The organism is Kribbella sp. NPDC050820 (genome assembly GCF_040653975.1).
In the GTDB taxonomy this organism is placed as follows: domain Bacteria; phylum Actinomycetota; class Actinomycetes; order Propionibacteriales; family Kribbellaceae; genus Kribbella.
This window is the reverse complement of the sequence record NZ_JBFAHB010000017.1, coordinates 1-13,695: the sequence shown is the minus strand read 5'-3', so window position 1 is coordinate 13,695 and position 13,695 is coordinate 1. Positions and strand designations below refer to the sequence as shown.

Below are 13,695 nucleotides of genomic sequence, written 5' to 3'. Positions count from 1 at the left end.
CCGGATGGTCCGCGACCCGCCATCATTGGGGGATGCGAGTCCACCTCCCCCCGCGCGCGCACGCCGCCGTGGTCGCGGGAGCGGCAGCGGTTCCCGCGCTGGTCTGCGCGGCGACGGTGCCGTTCCGGGCCCGAATCGAGAACACCAACGCGGCCCTGGTGCTCGTCCTGGTCGTCATCGCCGCCGCGGCGACCGGCATCCGGCGCGCGGGGATCATCGCCGCCCTGTCCGGCACGGTGTGCTGGGCCTTCTTCCTCGCGCAGCCGTACCAGCAGTTCACCATGACCGACGGGGCGGACATCGCCACCGCCGCGCTGCTCTCCGTCGTCGGCATCGCGGCGGCGGAGATCCTCTGGAGCCGGCGGCGGCAGGTCCGGGCGGACCAGCAGCAGGTGTACCTCGACGGCATTCTCCGTACGGCGGGCATCGTCGCGGCCGGCAGCTCACACACCGAGGGCGTCATCGTGCACGTCGCCGACCAGCTCGTGGACCTGCTCGGCGTGGACGACTGCTACTTCGACAGCGACACCCGAGACGAGGCCCCGGCCGCCCTCGTCCGTGACGGCTCCGTCGTACGGCGAGGTCGCGAGCTCGAGGTCGAACGCTTCGGCCTGCCCACCGACTGCGAGATCGAGCTCCGGGTCCACCACGACGGCATCACCCGCGGCCGCTTCGTCCTGGTCGCGTCCACCCGGCTGGCCCGCCCGTCACTCGCCCAGCGCCAGGTCGCAGTAGCCCTGGCCGACCAGGTCGGCGCCGCCCTCGCCACCCACCACCGCCCAACCTGACCGGGTGCCGCTTCAGTCCATCGCGTCGATGAAGGACTTGATGTGGGGCAACTGGTCGGCTGCAATGGTGTGCCCGCCGGAGAAGTGGTGGAGGTGGACGTCGGCGGAGTGGTGGCGGAGTTGTTCGGTGAGACGGCGGGTTTGGGCTTCGGTGGCCATCGGGTCGTGGTCGCCGTTCACGATGAGGACGGGTTTGCCGGCCAGCGAGTCGTCCCGCGGTTCGTCGGCGGCGAACGGGACCATCGCGGCGAGCAGGACGGCGCCGGCCAGCGACTCGGGGTGGCGCAGCAGCAGGGCGGAGGCCATGTTGGCGCCGTTGGAGAAGCCGACCGCCAGCCAGGAGCCGGCCGGGACGTCGTACTTCTGCTCGGCGGCGGTCAGGAAACCGGCCAACTCGTCGGCGCGCCGGCGGAGGTCGTCCTCGTCGAAGACGCCCTCCCGGATCCGGCGGAAGAACCGGTACATACCTTGCTCCGACACCGTGCCCCGAGGTGACAGCACCGGGGCGTCGGGTGCCAGGTGCTGGCGCAGTACGAGCAGGTCGTGCTCGTCGCCACCGGTCCCGTGCAGCAGCAGAAGCGGCGGCGTGGACGTGCCCGGTTGCCAGACGTGTGGGCGCCGGAGCAGGTCCTCACTCATCCGTCGACCGGCCGCGGGGCGGGCGGCACGCGCAGCGGCGGCAGCGAGGCCTGGATCTGCTCCCGGTTCGGCTCCAGCCAGGGCGGCAGCTTCAGGTGCTGGCCGAGCTCGAGCAGCGGCTCGTCGACCGTGAAGCCCGGCTGGTCGGTGGCGATCTCGAGCAGGACTCCGCCCGGCTCCCGGAAGTAGATCGACGTGAAGTAGCGCCGGTCGAGGATCTCGGTCACCTGCACACCGGCCTCGATCAGCTCCAGGCGCCACTTCGCCTGGGTCTCACCGTCCGGCGCCCGGAAGGCGATGTGGTGCACGGTCCCGGCCGCCTGGAGTCCGCGCGACACATTCTTGGGCTTGACGTCGACCGCCGTACCCTGAGCGCCGCCCGACATCACGAACCGTGACCCGTCGGCGGTGTCTTGGCCGTGGCTCATGCCCAGCATGCCCGCGAGCATCTCGGCCGTCGGGTCGAGTAGCTTCTCCGTCATCGTGACCGAGAACAGGCCACGGATGGCGCTGTCGAACGGGATCGAGGCGACACCGTCCCACCCCGACCGGCTGTCACCCTCGGACGCGACCAACTCGATCACCAGACCATCGGGATCACGCAGCCGCAGCACCTCCTCGTCGGCGCGCGCAACCGGCTCGTCCGCATCGACATCGAGCGCCCGCAGCCGCTTCTGCCACCACCCGAGCGACTCCGGCGGGACACTGAACGCGGTCGCCGTCGTAAGCCCGGTGCCTTGCCGGCCGTACGGCGCTCCCGGCCACGGGAAAAACGTCAACAGAGTCGATGGCCGGCCCGAGGAGTCGCCGTAGTACAGGTGATACGTGTCCGGGGCGTCGAAGTTGACCGTCCGCTTCACCAGCCGCAACCCCAGCACGTTGGTGTAGAAATCCACGTTCCGCTGCGGATCCTCCGCAATCGCCGTCACATGGTGCAGCCCGTGCGGCGCGACCGACTCGACCATCGCCCGACCCCTCCCCATTGCGAACGCCCAACCCTTCGACAGTACGACCGGATGTCCGCCGCGACCACGCCCGAACAGCACGAATCTGAATCCCCGGGATCAGCACAGAGCGGAGTCAGCGCAGTACTCCGCGCGACCGCCGACGACGGTCGCGAGGACCTTGATGTTCGGTAGCGAATCCACCGAGGCGGTCGTCGGGTTGTCCGCGAGGATCACGAGGTCGGCGTACTTGCCGGGAGCCAGACTGCCCTTCACGTCCTCCTCGAAGGTGCCGTAGGCGGCGTCGATGGTGAACAGTCGCAGTGCCTGATCGACGGTCAGGCGCTGCGCGAGCTGCCAGTCCTCCGGTGGACGGCCTTGGTAGCTCTGCCGGGTCATCGCCTGATGGATCGCCTCGAGAGGTGATCCGTGCGGCATCTGGTTGCCTACTGCAAGCACCAGCCACGGGATGTCCGTGCTGCCGATGGTGCGGACCTCGCTCTCCACCAGATCCCGCCAGCGCGCGATCCAGCGGGTCTCGCCGCGAGCAACCAACTCGGGGAAGCCCGCCTCCGTCGCCAGGTCCCCCGGGATCCCGGGTTGGATGGAGGCAATCACTCCCAGCTCAGCCATCCTGGTGAGTTGATCGTCCCGGAGCTGGATCACGTGCTCAGCACGGTGGCGTGCGTCCGGGACCGGCTGCGCAGCCTGTGCCCCCGCGACCGCCGTCAAGTACTGGTCGACCGCCTGCGCACTGATCACGTGCGCGGTCACCTGCCAGCCGAGCCGGTGCGCCGACAGGACGTACTCGTCCAGCTCGGTCTGGTCCCAGTGGAACCGCGTACCCCAGTCGTGGTCGAGGAACAGCTTGATGCCGCCCAGCCGCAGGTGCGGGCTGTACGCGTGCCGGGGCTCGAACCCGCGGAACCACTGCCCGAACTTCTCGTCCTCGAAGTTGACAGGCAGGTAGGCGTTGACCCGCAACCGGAGTTGGCCGGCCGCGTCGAGGGCACGCAGGTCGGCCAGTCGCTGATAGTTGACGAACTGCTCGTTGATGCTGGTCCAGCCCCGGCTGAGGGCCGCGTCGATCGCCAGGTCGGCGTTGTACCCGATCATGCTTCCGTCGCCGATCCAGTGCGCGTGCGAGTCGATGAACCCCGGCAGCACCGTCCGCCCGCCGAGATCCACGACGCGCGTCGGGCGATCCCGCAACGCCAGCACCTCGTCGTCGCTGCCGACCGCCAGGATCCGTCCGTTGCGCACCGCAACCGCCTCGGCGCGCGGCCGCCCGTCGTCCATCGTGAGCACGATCCCGTTGCGGTAGATCACTTCAGGCGCAGCAGGACTCGTCGCGGCGAGCGGCAGCAGCAAAAGCGCCCCGCACCCGACGACAACCCCGCCAAGGCGCCAAGACAACCGCACGCCTCATCGTCGCACCGCGAGGCCTTAGACGCGATCACCCACGACGGCCGGCGCCGGGATAGGGAGTACTCCCGATGTGCGAGCCCTACCTCAGAGGAGCAGATTACGCCGTCATGGGAGATGTCGACGACAGCAGTCCGACGAGTACGGTCGAACCGCGATTTCGGGACGCGTTGCGCACCCTGCCCGGGCGGGTGTGGATCGTCAGTCTCGGCGTCATGGTGAACCGGGTCGGCAACTTCCTGCCGGTGTTCATCGTGCTCTATCTGATCGGGCGCGGGTACTCCGCCAGTGCCGCGGGGTTCGTGCTGGGTGTGTCCGGCCTGGCCAACGTGCTCGGCAACACCGTCGGCGGCTACCTCACCGACCGGATCGGGCGCCGCTGGACGATCGTGGTGTCCGCGCTACCCACCTCGGCGCTGACGGCGGTCGTGCCGTTCCTCGGCAGGTACGCGCTCATCGTCGCGGTGGTCGGACTGATCGGTGTGACGTCGCAGGTGTACCGGCCGGCCGCGGCCGCCGTACTGCTCGATTCCGTGTCGACGCCTCAGCAACGGCTCGCCGCGTTCGCGGTGTTCCGGTTCGCGATGAACGTCGGCGCTGCGCTGGGCGGCGTGGTCGGGGGTGTGCTGGCGAGTACGTCTTACACGGAGCTCTTCCTGGGCAACGCTGTCGCGTGTCTGCTGTTCGGCGTGGTCATGGCTGTGCTGCTGCGGGATAGGCCCCAGCAAGGGCCCGCTCAGGACGAGTCATCGGCGGAGGCGGAGCAGGCGGTCGGATACCGGCAGGCGCTCGCCGACCGCACGCTGGTGAGGTTCCTGGTGATGACGCTGGTCGCGGAGTTCGTCTACATCCAGACCACCGTCGGCCTGCCCTTGCACGTCAGCGACGTCGGCCTGACGGCGCGCGACTTCGGCCTGCTGATCGGGCTCAACGGTCTCGTGGTGCTGGCGCTGGAGCTGCCGACCGCCGCCGTGGTCTCCCGGTACCGGCTCCCGTACGTCCTTGCCATCGGCAACGTACTCATCGGGGCCGGCCTCGCGCTCACCGGCTTGGCGACCGACCTGATCCTGCTGGCCGCGACGGTCCTGATCTGGACACTCGGCGAGATGATGACCAGCTCCGTCGCCAACGCCTACCTGGGCAGCCTCACTCCCCCACGCATGACCGGCCGCTACCAGGGCCTCTACTTCGCCGCCTACACCACCGGCACCGGCATCGGCCCCCTCATCGGCGGCGCCCTCTACGCCCTGGCCCCCTGGACCCTCTGGACCCTGACCGCCACCGCCGGCCTCCTCGCCGCCTACCTGTGCCTCCCCCGCCGCGTCCGCTGACCCTCAGGCGTCCAGGTCCCGGTGCCGCCGCCTGTCGTGCATCGCCCGTACGGCGTCCCACCGAAGCTCATGCATCACGAAGGAGACCAGCTCCACCATCCCCGGTTTGACAGGACTGAGCAGAGAGATGAGTGCGGCTTCGAACCTCGGCCGTTGGTCCGGGTTGTCTCGCAGTACCTGCAGCGCCCGCTCGAGCCCCGGCTCAAGCGGCTCGACTCCAGCGGCCTCGGTGGCCGTCTCCTGAACGTCGTGCGGACGGGTCTGGTACCTGTCGAGAACCGCCAGCTCCGCTATCCGCTGCGTTGGAAACACCTGCAGATTGGCAGGCAGCACCTGCACCCAGCCGGCCCGGTCACCAGGCGGCACGTGGTCGAACAACGCGACCACCACGGCCGACGCCAAGGTTGGGACTGGCTCGCCGAGCAGCGCCCTCCGGAGCACGTCATGCGCGTCGGGCAACGGCAGGACCCGGCTATAGACCTGCCACCGAATGTGCTCGTCGCTCAGCTCGGCCGCAGGGATGCACGCAAGCTGAGCCAGCAACCCCAGATCGTCAGACTGCATCGCGCATCAGGAGGCCCCGCCAGCGTTGCGTTCGTCTGCCTGGCGGCGGAGTTGGTCCAGCACGACTGGGTCGAGCTTGCCGGCCACGAGCCGCTCCTCGAAGTTCTCGGTGCTTGCCCAGGTGTCGAGTGCCTCGACTACGCCGTTCCCGCCGGCGGTCGAGTAACCGAGGGTTTCCAGGCGGGCGGCTACCTCAGCGGCCAGGTCGCCTTCCAGCGGCAGCAAGGTCTCCGGCGCCGGCTTGCCGAAGTACAACTCATGGAGGTCCAGCAGGCGGCCAAGCTCGTCGACTGGCGCTCGATGGTCGTCGACGCGCAGATCGATGGCGATGTCGAGCACCCCGCCGTACGCGGCGCCCTCCCGCCACACCCGAAGCGCCGCACTCTGCCGACCACGCCGATCCCCACCAGCCTGGTCCCCGGCCGCCAGCGCCGCCACCAGCCGCCGCTCAAACGCCTCACCAGCACTTGCCTTCCAGGCATCAGCCATGGCCGCCACCACGTGCGGTCCGGCCAAGATGTTGCCCTGAACCGCGAATCCGTCCCCGGCTCGCCCGCCGGCCCAGTCCAGGCACGACCCGCCGGTGAACGTCGCACCGCGCCCGTGAGTGTCGACCATCCCGACCTGGCGGTGCTCGCGCTCGTCGTCCACGTCCGTCAACTGCGCGACCGCCTGCTCAGCGGAAACACCACCGGCGAGCAACTCGAGACCGTCCGGCCCGTACGACAGGTTCGCCATCGCCTGCGTAGCAACCGCCCCAGCGCCGGCCCGCCCCCAAGGCACCACCGCGCCGACCGCCAGAAACTTCGACGCAACCGCGATCCCCCAAGAGCTGGACTCCGCATCGAACGCCACCACAGAAAAGGTCATCCCACGCTCCAGTCGCCGGTCCTGTCCAAGCAGCGCACAGCAGTGTAGGCGTCTTCAATCGCCACCCGGAGTGCTCACTGCTGAGGAGCGGTGACGGTCGTGACTGTGGTCGCCCGCGGCAGGTCGCGGACTGAGCGCGAAGCGAGTGTCGCTATGGCGATGGCGATGTAGGCCAAGCCGGCGATCACCATGACCCGCTGGATGCCGAAAGCCAGACCGAGCGGACCGAACAGTAACTGGCCGATCGGGATCGCGATGAACGAGCCGAGCATGTCGTAGGAGTAGACGCGGGACAGCATCTCGTCAGGCACGTGCTCCTGCATGGCCAGGTCCCAGCCGAGCCCGAAGACCTGGCTGCCGAGGCCGGCCAGGAACGCGGCAGCCATCCCCGCCACCAGCACGGGCTCGAAGCCGAGCACGACCATTGGGAGCCCGGCGAGCGCCATCGCGAGCATTCCCCACCGGAGCGGCCGGCGTAGCGAGAGCCGGATCAGGATCAGCGAGCACACCAGGAAGCCGACCGCCTGGGCCGAGCGGATCAGGCCCCACCCAGCCTCGCCGATGTCGGTCTGGGTCGCGAGCACCGGGCCGAGGGTGTTGAACGCCCCGCTGGCGATTGCATTGAGCAACGAGAACGCGGCGACGACCACCCAGAGCCACGTGGTGCTGCGGAGGTAGGTCCAGCCCGCGCGAAGGTCGGCGACAGCGCCCTGGCTGTGCTGTCCGCCGTCCGGGCGCGGGATGCGCACTCGAGTCAGGGCCAACGTCGCAAGCAGGTACGTCGCTCCGTCCACGGCCAGCGCCCAGCCCGGACCAACGACGGCCACGAGCACGCCGCTGGCCGCCGGGCCGAGGACCATCAGTGCGTTCTCGGGTACCGCGAGTACGAGGTTCGCCGCCTTTAGTTGGTCACGTGGGACCAGTTGCGGGAGCACGCCCGCCAGGGCCGGCATGCCCGCTGCGCTGGCGGTGCCGTTGATCGCGGCCAGCGCCGCCAGGTGCCACACCTCGGCGGTGCCGCTGATCACCAGCACGGCCGACGCCAGCTGGCTGAGACCCGACAGGACATTGGCCGCTTGGATCACGAGGGTTCGGCCGAACCGGTCGGCCAGCACGCCACCGGCCAGGAGGAACACGACCATCGGAATGCTGTAGGCGGCCAGGACCGTCCCGAGGGCGGACGCCGAGTCGCTGACCTCGAGTACGGCGAAGGCGAGCGCGACGCCGGCCATCGTCGTACCGGCTCGGTCGATCAGCCGGGACATCCAGTAGTAGCGGAAGTTCGGCTCGCGGAGCGGCGCGAGTGCTTCGCTCATGACCGCTCCTTCTTGGTCATCTCGAACGTCCAGGACGTGGCGCTGACATGGACGGTGCCCGGCGTCCGCGGCGGCTTGTTGTTGTCGTGCATCAAGGCAGACGCCTCCCCCAGGAGCTCGCGCACGCGCTCCCACACCTCGGGCTCCACCCAGCCGTCGAGATCACTGAGGTGACTCGGTCCACTCCGCTTACGCTGCATCATCCGCCGCTCAAGCTCGCGGCCAAGCGCCCGCACCTCGGCGATCCGGCTCTCCGTCGTCGCGGGTGAACGCCGCCGGCTGCGGTCCTCGTGCGGATACCGGTACCGCTTCGCGACCCCGCCCCGGATCCGCTCCTCCCCCGCCTCCACAACCGTCCCCGACTCGAGCAGGATCCGCAGGTGGTACGACGCATTCGCATGCGTCAACCCAAGCTCCCGGGCCACCTCCGCAGCACTCATCGCCGACCCGGTCAGCAACGAGAGCATCCGCAACCGCACCGGATGGGCCACCGCCCGCAGCTCCCGCACATCGTCACCGGTCACCGCACCTCCACCCCCAAACAAGTCTTTGGCAGTAACCCTGCCCGACGACCGCATCAACCGTCAAACAGTTATTGGGCAGTCCGAGGGTTGCCGGGAACATATCAAGGATCTCGATGAGTTCTGTCAGGGATTGGCATTGGACGTCATACGGCGGCACGGGCCAGGGTGGAGCATGACAGCAAGATCAGCGCGAGACCGCCCAGGGAGTGGAGCATGACGACAGGTAAGGGCAAGGTGCTCTCCGGCATCACCATCTCGATCGACGGGTACTCGGCCGGCCTCAACCAGACCGAGGAGCGCCCGTTCGGCGACGACGGCGGCGACGGCTGGGGCGACAAGCTGCACGCCTGGTACTCCGAGACCCGCGACGAGAACCAGGCCGAGATCGACGAGATGCTGAACGCCAAGGCGTTCATCATGGGCCGCAACATGTTCGGCCCGGTGCGCGGCGAGTGGGACCGGGACTGGAACGGCTGGTGGGGCGACGAGCCGCCGTACCACGCCCCTGTCTTCGTGCTCACCCACCACGCCCGCGATCCGCAGCCGATGGACGGCGGTACGACGTACCACTTCGTCACCGACGGAATCGAGTCGGCGCTGGCTCAGGCACGCGAGGCGGCTGGGGACGGCAACGTCGCGATCATGGGCGGTGCGACCACGATCAACCAGTACCTCGCGGCCGGCCTGCTCGACGAACTGCAGCTGCACATCGCGCCGCTCACGCTCGGCGCCGGCACCCGGCTGTTCGAGGGTGTTCCGCAACTGAAACTCGAGCAGGTGAAGGCACGCGGCGCGAGTCTCGTGACGCACGTGACCTATCGCGTGCTGAGCTGAGCCCGCGGTTGTCGGCCGGCCTCCAGGAGGGCTTCGATCAGCGCGGTCGTGGCCGGCGGGTCCGGCGGCTCGCCGTACGTGACGGCGCAGATCTGCCGGCGGAAGTGGGTCAGCTCAGTGCTGTGGATGTCGGGCCGGTGATGCGCTTCGAGCGCGAAGCCAGGGATCGTCGTCACCCCGACGCCGGCGGCGACCAGAGACTGCACGACGATGATGTCGTCGCTGAGTGATGCGAAGCGTGGGGAGAAACCTTCCGACTGGCACACGTTGACCACTTCCTCCTGGCACCGCTCGCACCCGCCGATCCAGGGTGAGTCGCGATGGTTCGCGATGCTGTCGCCGGGTTGCAGGCTCAGGAGATAGATCGAGTCGTCGCAGACGTGCAGGAGGCGGAATCCGTCGGCCTCGACCGGCGCCTGCGCGTACCGGAAGATCAGCGCGACGTCGATCTCGCCGTGCCGCAGCATCTGCAGCGCCTCGACCGGGTGACGCTCGACCAGGCTGAGCTCGATCCCGGGATACGCCTCAGTCACCATCGGCACCGCCTTCGGCACGAGCGTGCTCAGCACGGAAGCGTTGGCGGCCAGGCGAACCCGGCCGGTCTGCAGCCCGACTTGGGCCGCCAACTCGTTGGTTGCCGCATCGACGCGGCCGATGATCTCGGCGGCCCGGTTGGCGAGCAGATGCCCTTCCGGCGTCAACCGGATCCCCCGACCGACGCGCTGCACGAGCTTGACGCCGGTGGCCGATTCCAGGCGGGACAGGTGATGGCTGATCGACGGCTGCGAGTAGTGCAGCTCTCGTGCGGCTTCGGTCACCGACCCGTGCCGCGCCACCGCGGCCAGAACGTTCAGATGGACCAGATTCAGCATAGATCAAAGATATCAATGCGATTTTCAAAATTTGGCATTAGACGTCATCAATCCATCGATCCATGCTGATCGTGAAGGAGGCCCAAGATGTCAGCACACACCTCAGTACAAGCGCCCGACAGTCAGGCGACCCTCAACAAGGGCCTGATCTTCGGCGCCTCCGCCTACGGCATCTGGGGTCTGTTTCCCTTGTACTGGCGTCTTCTCGACAACGTCGGCGCGGTCGAGGCGCTCGCCCACCGGTTCGTGTGGGCGCTCGGGATCTGCGCGCTGCTGCTGTGGGTCCGTCCCCGGGCCGGCTGGTGGCGCGACCTTCGGCAGCGCCCCGCAGCTCTACGGTTGCTCGCCGCGGCCGCGGTGATCATCGCCTTCAACTGGTACATGTACATCTGGGGCGTCCAGAACGAGCGGGTGGTCGAGACTTCGCTCGGCTACTTCATCAGCCCACTCGTCACAGTCATGCTCGGCGTCCTGCTGTTCCGGGAGCGCCTCCGGCGACCGCAGTGGTTCGCGATCTACCTGGCCGTGGCGGCGGTGGCGTGGCTGACGATCGACTACGGCCGCGTGCCATGGGTCGCGATTGGGCTCGCGGTCAGCTTCGCGACGTACGGCGTACTGAAGAAGAAGGCAGCCACCGGAGCCGTCGAAAGCCTGGCCGTCGAGGCGACGATCATCCTCCCCTTCACCCTCGGCTACCTGATCTGGCTCGACCTGGCCGGCCGCGCCGCGTTCATCCACGCCGGCTGGACGACAACGCTCCTGCTCATCGCCGCCGGCCCGGCCACCGCCATCCCCCTCCTCTTCTTCGCCGGCGCCGCCACCCGAATCCCCCTCACCTACCTGGGCCTCCTCCAGTACCTGACCCCCACCATCCAGTTCCTCCTGGGCGTCTACCTGTACGCCGAACCCATGCCCCCCGCCCGCCTCCTCGGCTTCGCCCTCATCTGGACCGCCCTTGCAATCTTCTCCGGCGGCACCCTCCACCACCTCCACAAACTCCGCACCCCCACCCCACAACCTTGTCCTTAGCCCAGCGTGTTCATCAGGGTGGTGACGTAGGCGTCCAGGCGTTGCTCCACGGCTCGGGTTGTCAGGTCTGTTCTGCCTGCCTCTCGCCAGGGCTGCGACACCTGCTGCACTTCTTCTGAGGAGGCGAGGGCGTCCCGCACGAGCCAGTACAGTCGCTCGCTTGCGGTCGCGGCCAGTACGCCGCCGGCCTGCTCGTATGCCTCGGCGAACCGCAGACCCCACGCCGGGCCGTGCAGCAGCGCGAGGTTGACAGAGCAGTGCGCGACATCGAGATCCGCCGGGCCCCAGGACGTCGATGCCCAGTCGACGACGCCGGTGATCCGGGCATCTGCCGCCCCGTTGAACAGCACGTTGCCGGGCTGGAAGTCCCGGTGCAAAAAGCGCCCTTCGTACGGCGGTGCCGGCCGGCGGATAGTGTCGATCGCCGCCGCCCATGCATCCTCGTCGGCGCCTTCCGGAGTCACGACGGTGTCGGCCGTCGTCAGCGCCACGTACTTCCCAGGCCGCTCGACGGGACGCAACGCATGGATCGCCACGAGCTGACGGGCGAGCATAGGGACACGCGTCTCCAGCCCGTCGTCGTCGAGCACTGTCTGGCCCGCCAGATGTGTCATCAACAGCGACGGATACTCACAATGCGCGCCGGTCGCATCAACCGCAACCAGACCTGGAGCCTGCACCCCGGTCCCTGCGAGCATCGTCAGCGCCCCAGCCTCCCGGTTCAACCACTCCTCGGCGCCTTCCACGTCAACAAAGCTCCGCAGCACCAACTCACGGGTCCCGCCGTCCCGGGAGCCAATCGTCAACCTCCGCATCTCAGCACTGATCCCCCCATGCAGCGCCTCGACCTTGACGACCCCCTCCCCAACCCCCAGTTGCCGCCCCACCCACTCCAACGTCAACGGCCGTACAGCCCCCAGATCACCACGATTGATCACCGTGCCACCCCACCACCCGGACGCCCCCACCCGCGACTGATTTGTCGCGCCGGCCGGTGAAAGTGACGGGCCCCCGAGGATCGGTCCAGGTGCTGTGAGAGCCGATTAGTGGTACAGCTCGCAGGATAGACCCGTGGGAGCCTGACCCGGTTTCCCGGACACGGTTGGTGTGGTGATCATGACCAGGGACCTCCTGGGTAGGGGCCTTGGAAGGCCCCCACGCGACGTCCCAGTGGTAGTTGGTGTCCCACCGCCAGGAGGCCCACAGCGCGGCTCCGAGGCAGATGGCTCCGGACAGGATGGGGACTGCTGTGGGTTCACGCTTGTGGCTGGGCGCGAACGGTTTCACGGTCCGGGCTGGTCGCCATGATCGCCGACGGTGCGGTGCGGGGCCAGGTCCAGGCGTACCGCACGATGAGGGCGAGAAGGATCAATTCCAGTGCGATGCCAAGGCCGTAGAAGTACAGCCAGGACTCGCCCACGGCGTTGAATGCCGTGACGGGGACGTAGAGCGAGGCGACGATGAGGTTCGTGATGCGGTTCGCCCGGGCGGGCAGCGTCATCGACAGCACGACCATGAGGATCGGGATGGCCACGAGGGTCAGCGCCGTGGTCGAAAAGGTCTGGGAGAGGTCGAACTCGAAGACCTTGCCGTCGAGAATGTCTTCGATGACGCCGGGCGTGAAGAAGTTGAGAATGTCCACGTAGACGTACAGGAACATGAAGCTTGTCCACGCTGCGGCGAGCTTGGCTCTCACCGGGATCGGCTGGTCTTCCAGTGTGGTGGGTTGAGGTGTTCTCATCATGGGCTCCGTTGTTGTGGCGAGGATCGGTAGGTCCACGATCGCTGAGCCCGGCAGCGGGCGCCTCGGCCCGGAGGCTGGGGTTCGCCTGGCCGATAGCATGGTCTGGCTCTCGTTCTTTCGGCGGTACGCCGAGGCGCGCCGACCCCTAGGCTGGAGCCGTGGTCACTGTCTGGCGCTCCATCTGGCATGAGCCGCGGCCTGCTGACGCCCCACCCATCGGTCGGCTCGACTGGCTGCTGGTGGGCGTGTTCGCGGCCGCCGCCTTGGTCGAGGGCATCGCTCGGCCGGGCTTGGCTTCCAACTCGCGACGACGCCGTGAGGCTGGCCGGAGCGGCTGTGCGAGCCGGTCTCGCGGCTGGGCCCAAGTCGTCGGTCCGGTCGTGTCGGTGTTCTGGCATGCGGGCGAATACGGCGAAGGCGACGAGTCGCAGGTCCTGTTCGAGACCACAGAGGCCCGCTACTCCGAACTCGAGGAACTCCTCCTCGCCCAGCATCCGTGGGACAACCCCGAGATCGCCGCAACTCCGATCGTGACCGGATCGGTCGGATACCTGGCCTGGCTCGAAAGCTCCACGGCGAAGGAGTAGTCAAGGCCCGCAGGCCCATCTGCGCCACAGCAAGGTGTCCACACTGGCCCCCGACCACTGTGTAGTCGAAAGCGGGCGACGGCACGAGGCCCCATGGGTGGGCGGGAGCCGCCGGTGCAGGACGCGACGAAGGGCCGCCCTTCGGCCCGGTCATGATCGAGCGGAACGCGATCGCGCCGTCCTGCCAGTCGACCGTCTGGTCCTGGTTCGCGTCGGGGGTGACCACGA

Annotated in this window: 15 protein-coding genes; 5 read left to right on the top strand and 10 right to left on the bottom strand. The window is 68.4% G+C overall.

The window, feature by feature from the left end; genetic code table 11:
* Positions 1-32: 32 nt before the first annotated feature.
* Positions 33-788 carry a DUF4118 domain-containing protein gene (locus AB0H36_RS17305; RefSeq protein WP_360523447.1) on the top strand — a complete coding sequence of 252 codons (756 nt, stop codon included), beginning with the start codon at positions 33-35 and terminating at the stop codon, positions 786-788.
* 12 nt (positions 789-800) lie between these two features.
* On the opposite strand, the gene AB0H36_RS17300 is transcribed toward AB0H36_RS17305, so the two are convergent.
* The 3 genes from AB0H36_RS17300 to AB0H36_RS17290 all read right to left on the bottom strand — a co-directional run bounded on the left by AB0H36_RS17300 (position 801) and on the right by AB0H36_RS17290 (position 3,793).
* The gene (locus AB0H36_RS17300) at positions 801-1,427 is read right to left on the bottom strand and encodes an alpha/beta hydrolase (protein WP_360523444.1); all 627 of its coding nucleotides are present in this window, start codon (positions 1,425-1,427) and stop codon (positions 801-803) included.
* Positions 1,424-2,392 carry a ring-cleaving dioxygenase gene (locus tag AB0H36_RS17295; RefSeq protein WP_360523441.1) on the bottom strand — a complete coding sequence of 323 codons (969 nt, stop codon included), beginning with the start codon at positions 2,390-2,392 and terminating at the stop codon, positions 1,424-1,426. The genes AB0H36_RS17300 and AB0H36_RS17295 overlap by 4 nt, the downstream gene beginning before the upstream one ends.
* 99 nt (positions 2,393-2,491) lie before the next feature.
* Positions 2,492-3,793 carry an amidohydrolase family protein gene (locus tag AB0H36_RS17290; protein WP_360523437.1) on the bottom strand — a complete coding sequence of 434 codons (1,302 nt, stop codon included), beginning with the start codon at positions 3,791-3,793 and terminating at the stop codon, positions 2,492-2,494.
* 113 nt (positions 3,794-3,906) lie between these two features.
* On the opposite strand from AB0H36_RS17290, the gene AB0H36_RS17285 reads away from it, so the two are divergent.
* Positions 3,907-5,127 carry an MFS transporter gene (locus tag AB0H36_RS17285; protein ID WP_360523434.1) on the top strand — a complete coding sequence of 407 codons (1,221 nt, stop codon included), beginning with the start codon at positions 3,907-3,909 and terminating at the stop codon, positions 5,125-5,127.
* A 3-nt stretch (positions 5,128-5,130) separates the two neighbouring features.
* Here AB0H36_RS17285 and AB0H36_RS17280 read toward each other — a convergent pair whose 3' ends face one another.
* The 4 genes from AB0H36_RS17280 to AB0H36_RS17265 form a co-directional block, all read right to left on the bottom strand.
* A complete protein-coding gene (locus AB0H36_RS17280) occupies positions 5,131-5,691 on the bottom strand; it encodes a hypothetical protein (RefSeq protein ID WP_360523431.1) in 561 nt (186 codons plus the stop codon).
* Between the two features lie 6 nt (positions 5,692-5,697).
* Positions 5,698-6,561 carry a DUF1028 domain-containing protein gene (locus AB0H36_RS17275; RefSeq protein ID WP_360523428.1) on the bottom strand — a complete coding sequence of 288 codons (864 nt, stop codon included), beginning with the start codon at positions 6,559-6,561 and terminating at the stop codon, positions 5,698-5,700.
* A gap of 74 nt (positions 6,562-6,635) precedes the next feature.
* Complete coding sequence (locus AB0H36_RS17270) at positions 6,636-7,877, bottom strand: MFS transporter (protein ID WP_360523425.1); 1,242 nt, start codon at positions 7,875-7,877, stop codon at positions 6,636-6,638.
* On the bottom strand, positions 7,874-8,401 hold the full coding sequence (locus AB0H36_RS17265; protein ID WP_360523422.1) for a helix-turn-helix domain-containing protein: 528 nt from the start codon (positions 8,399-8,401) through the stop codon (positions 7,874-7,876). The genes AB0H36_RS17270 and AB0H36_RS17265 overlap by 4 nt, the downstream gene beginning before the upstream one ends.
* A 213-nt stretch (positions 8,402-8,614) precedes the next feature.
* Between AB0H36_RS17265 and AB0H36_RS17260 the strand changes: the two genes are divergently transcribed.
* Entirely contained in the window at positions 8,615-9,235 is a 621-nt protein-coding gene (locus AB0H36_RS17260; RefSeq protein WP_360523419.1) for a dihydrofolate reductase family protein, read from the top strand.
* Here AB0H36_RS17260 and AB0H36_RS17255 read toward each other — a convergent pair.
* Complete coding sequence (locus tag AB0H36_RS17255) at positions 9,217-10,107, bottom strand: LysR family transcriptional regulator (protein ID WP_360523416.1); 891 nt, start codon at positions 10,105-10,107, stop codon at positions 9,217-9,219. The two genes, AB0H36_RS17260 and AB0H36_RS17255, sit on opposite strands and share 19 nt — an antisense overlap.
* Before the next feature lie 87 nt (positions 10,108-10,194).
* On the opposite strand from AB0H36_RS17255, the gene rarD reads away from it, so the two are divergent.
* The gene (gene rarD / locus AB0H36_RS17250; protein WP_360523413.1) at positions 10,195-11,136 is read left to right on the top strand and encodes an EamA family transporter RarD; all 942 of its coding nucleotides are present in this window, start codon (positions 10,195-10,197) and stop codon (positions 11,134-11,136) included.
* On the opposite strand, the gene AB0H36_RS17245 is transcribed toward rarD, so the two are convergent.
* Both AB0H36_RS17245 and AB0H36_RS17240 read right to left on the bottom strand, forming a co-directional pair.
* Positions 11,133-12,023 (bottom strand): aminoglycoside phosphotransferase family protein, encoded by an 891-nt coding sequence (locus AB0H36_RS17245; protein ID WP_360523813.1) that lies wholly within the window; start codon positions 12,021-12,023, stop codon positions 11,133-11,135. The two genes, rarD and AB0H36_RS17245, sit on opposite strands and share 4 nt — an antisense overlap.
* A 368-nt stretch (positions 12,024-12,391) precedes the next feature.
* Positions 12,392-12,877, bottom strand: a complete 486-nt coding sequence (locus AB0H36_RS17240) for a DUF6326 family protein (RefSeq protein ID WP_360523410.1) — start codon at positions 12,875-12,877, stop codon at positions 12,392-12,394.
* A gap of 161 nt (positions 12,878-13,038) precedes the next feature.
* On the opposite strand from AB0H36_RS17240, the gene cutA reads away from it, so the two are divergent.
* Entirely contained in the window at positions 13,039-13,467 is a 429-nt protein-coding gene (gene cutA / locus AB0H36_RS17235) for a divalent cation tolerance protein CutA (RefSeq protein ID WP_360523407.1), read from the top strand.
* The last annotated feature ends 228 nt before the right edge of the window (positions 13,468-13,695 follow it).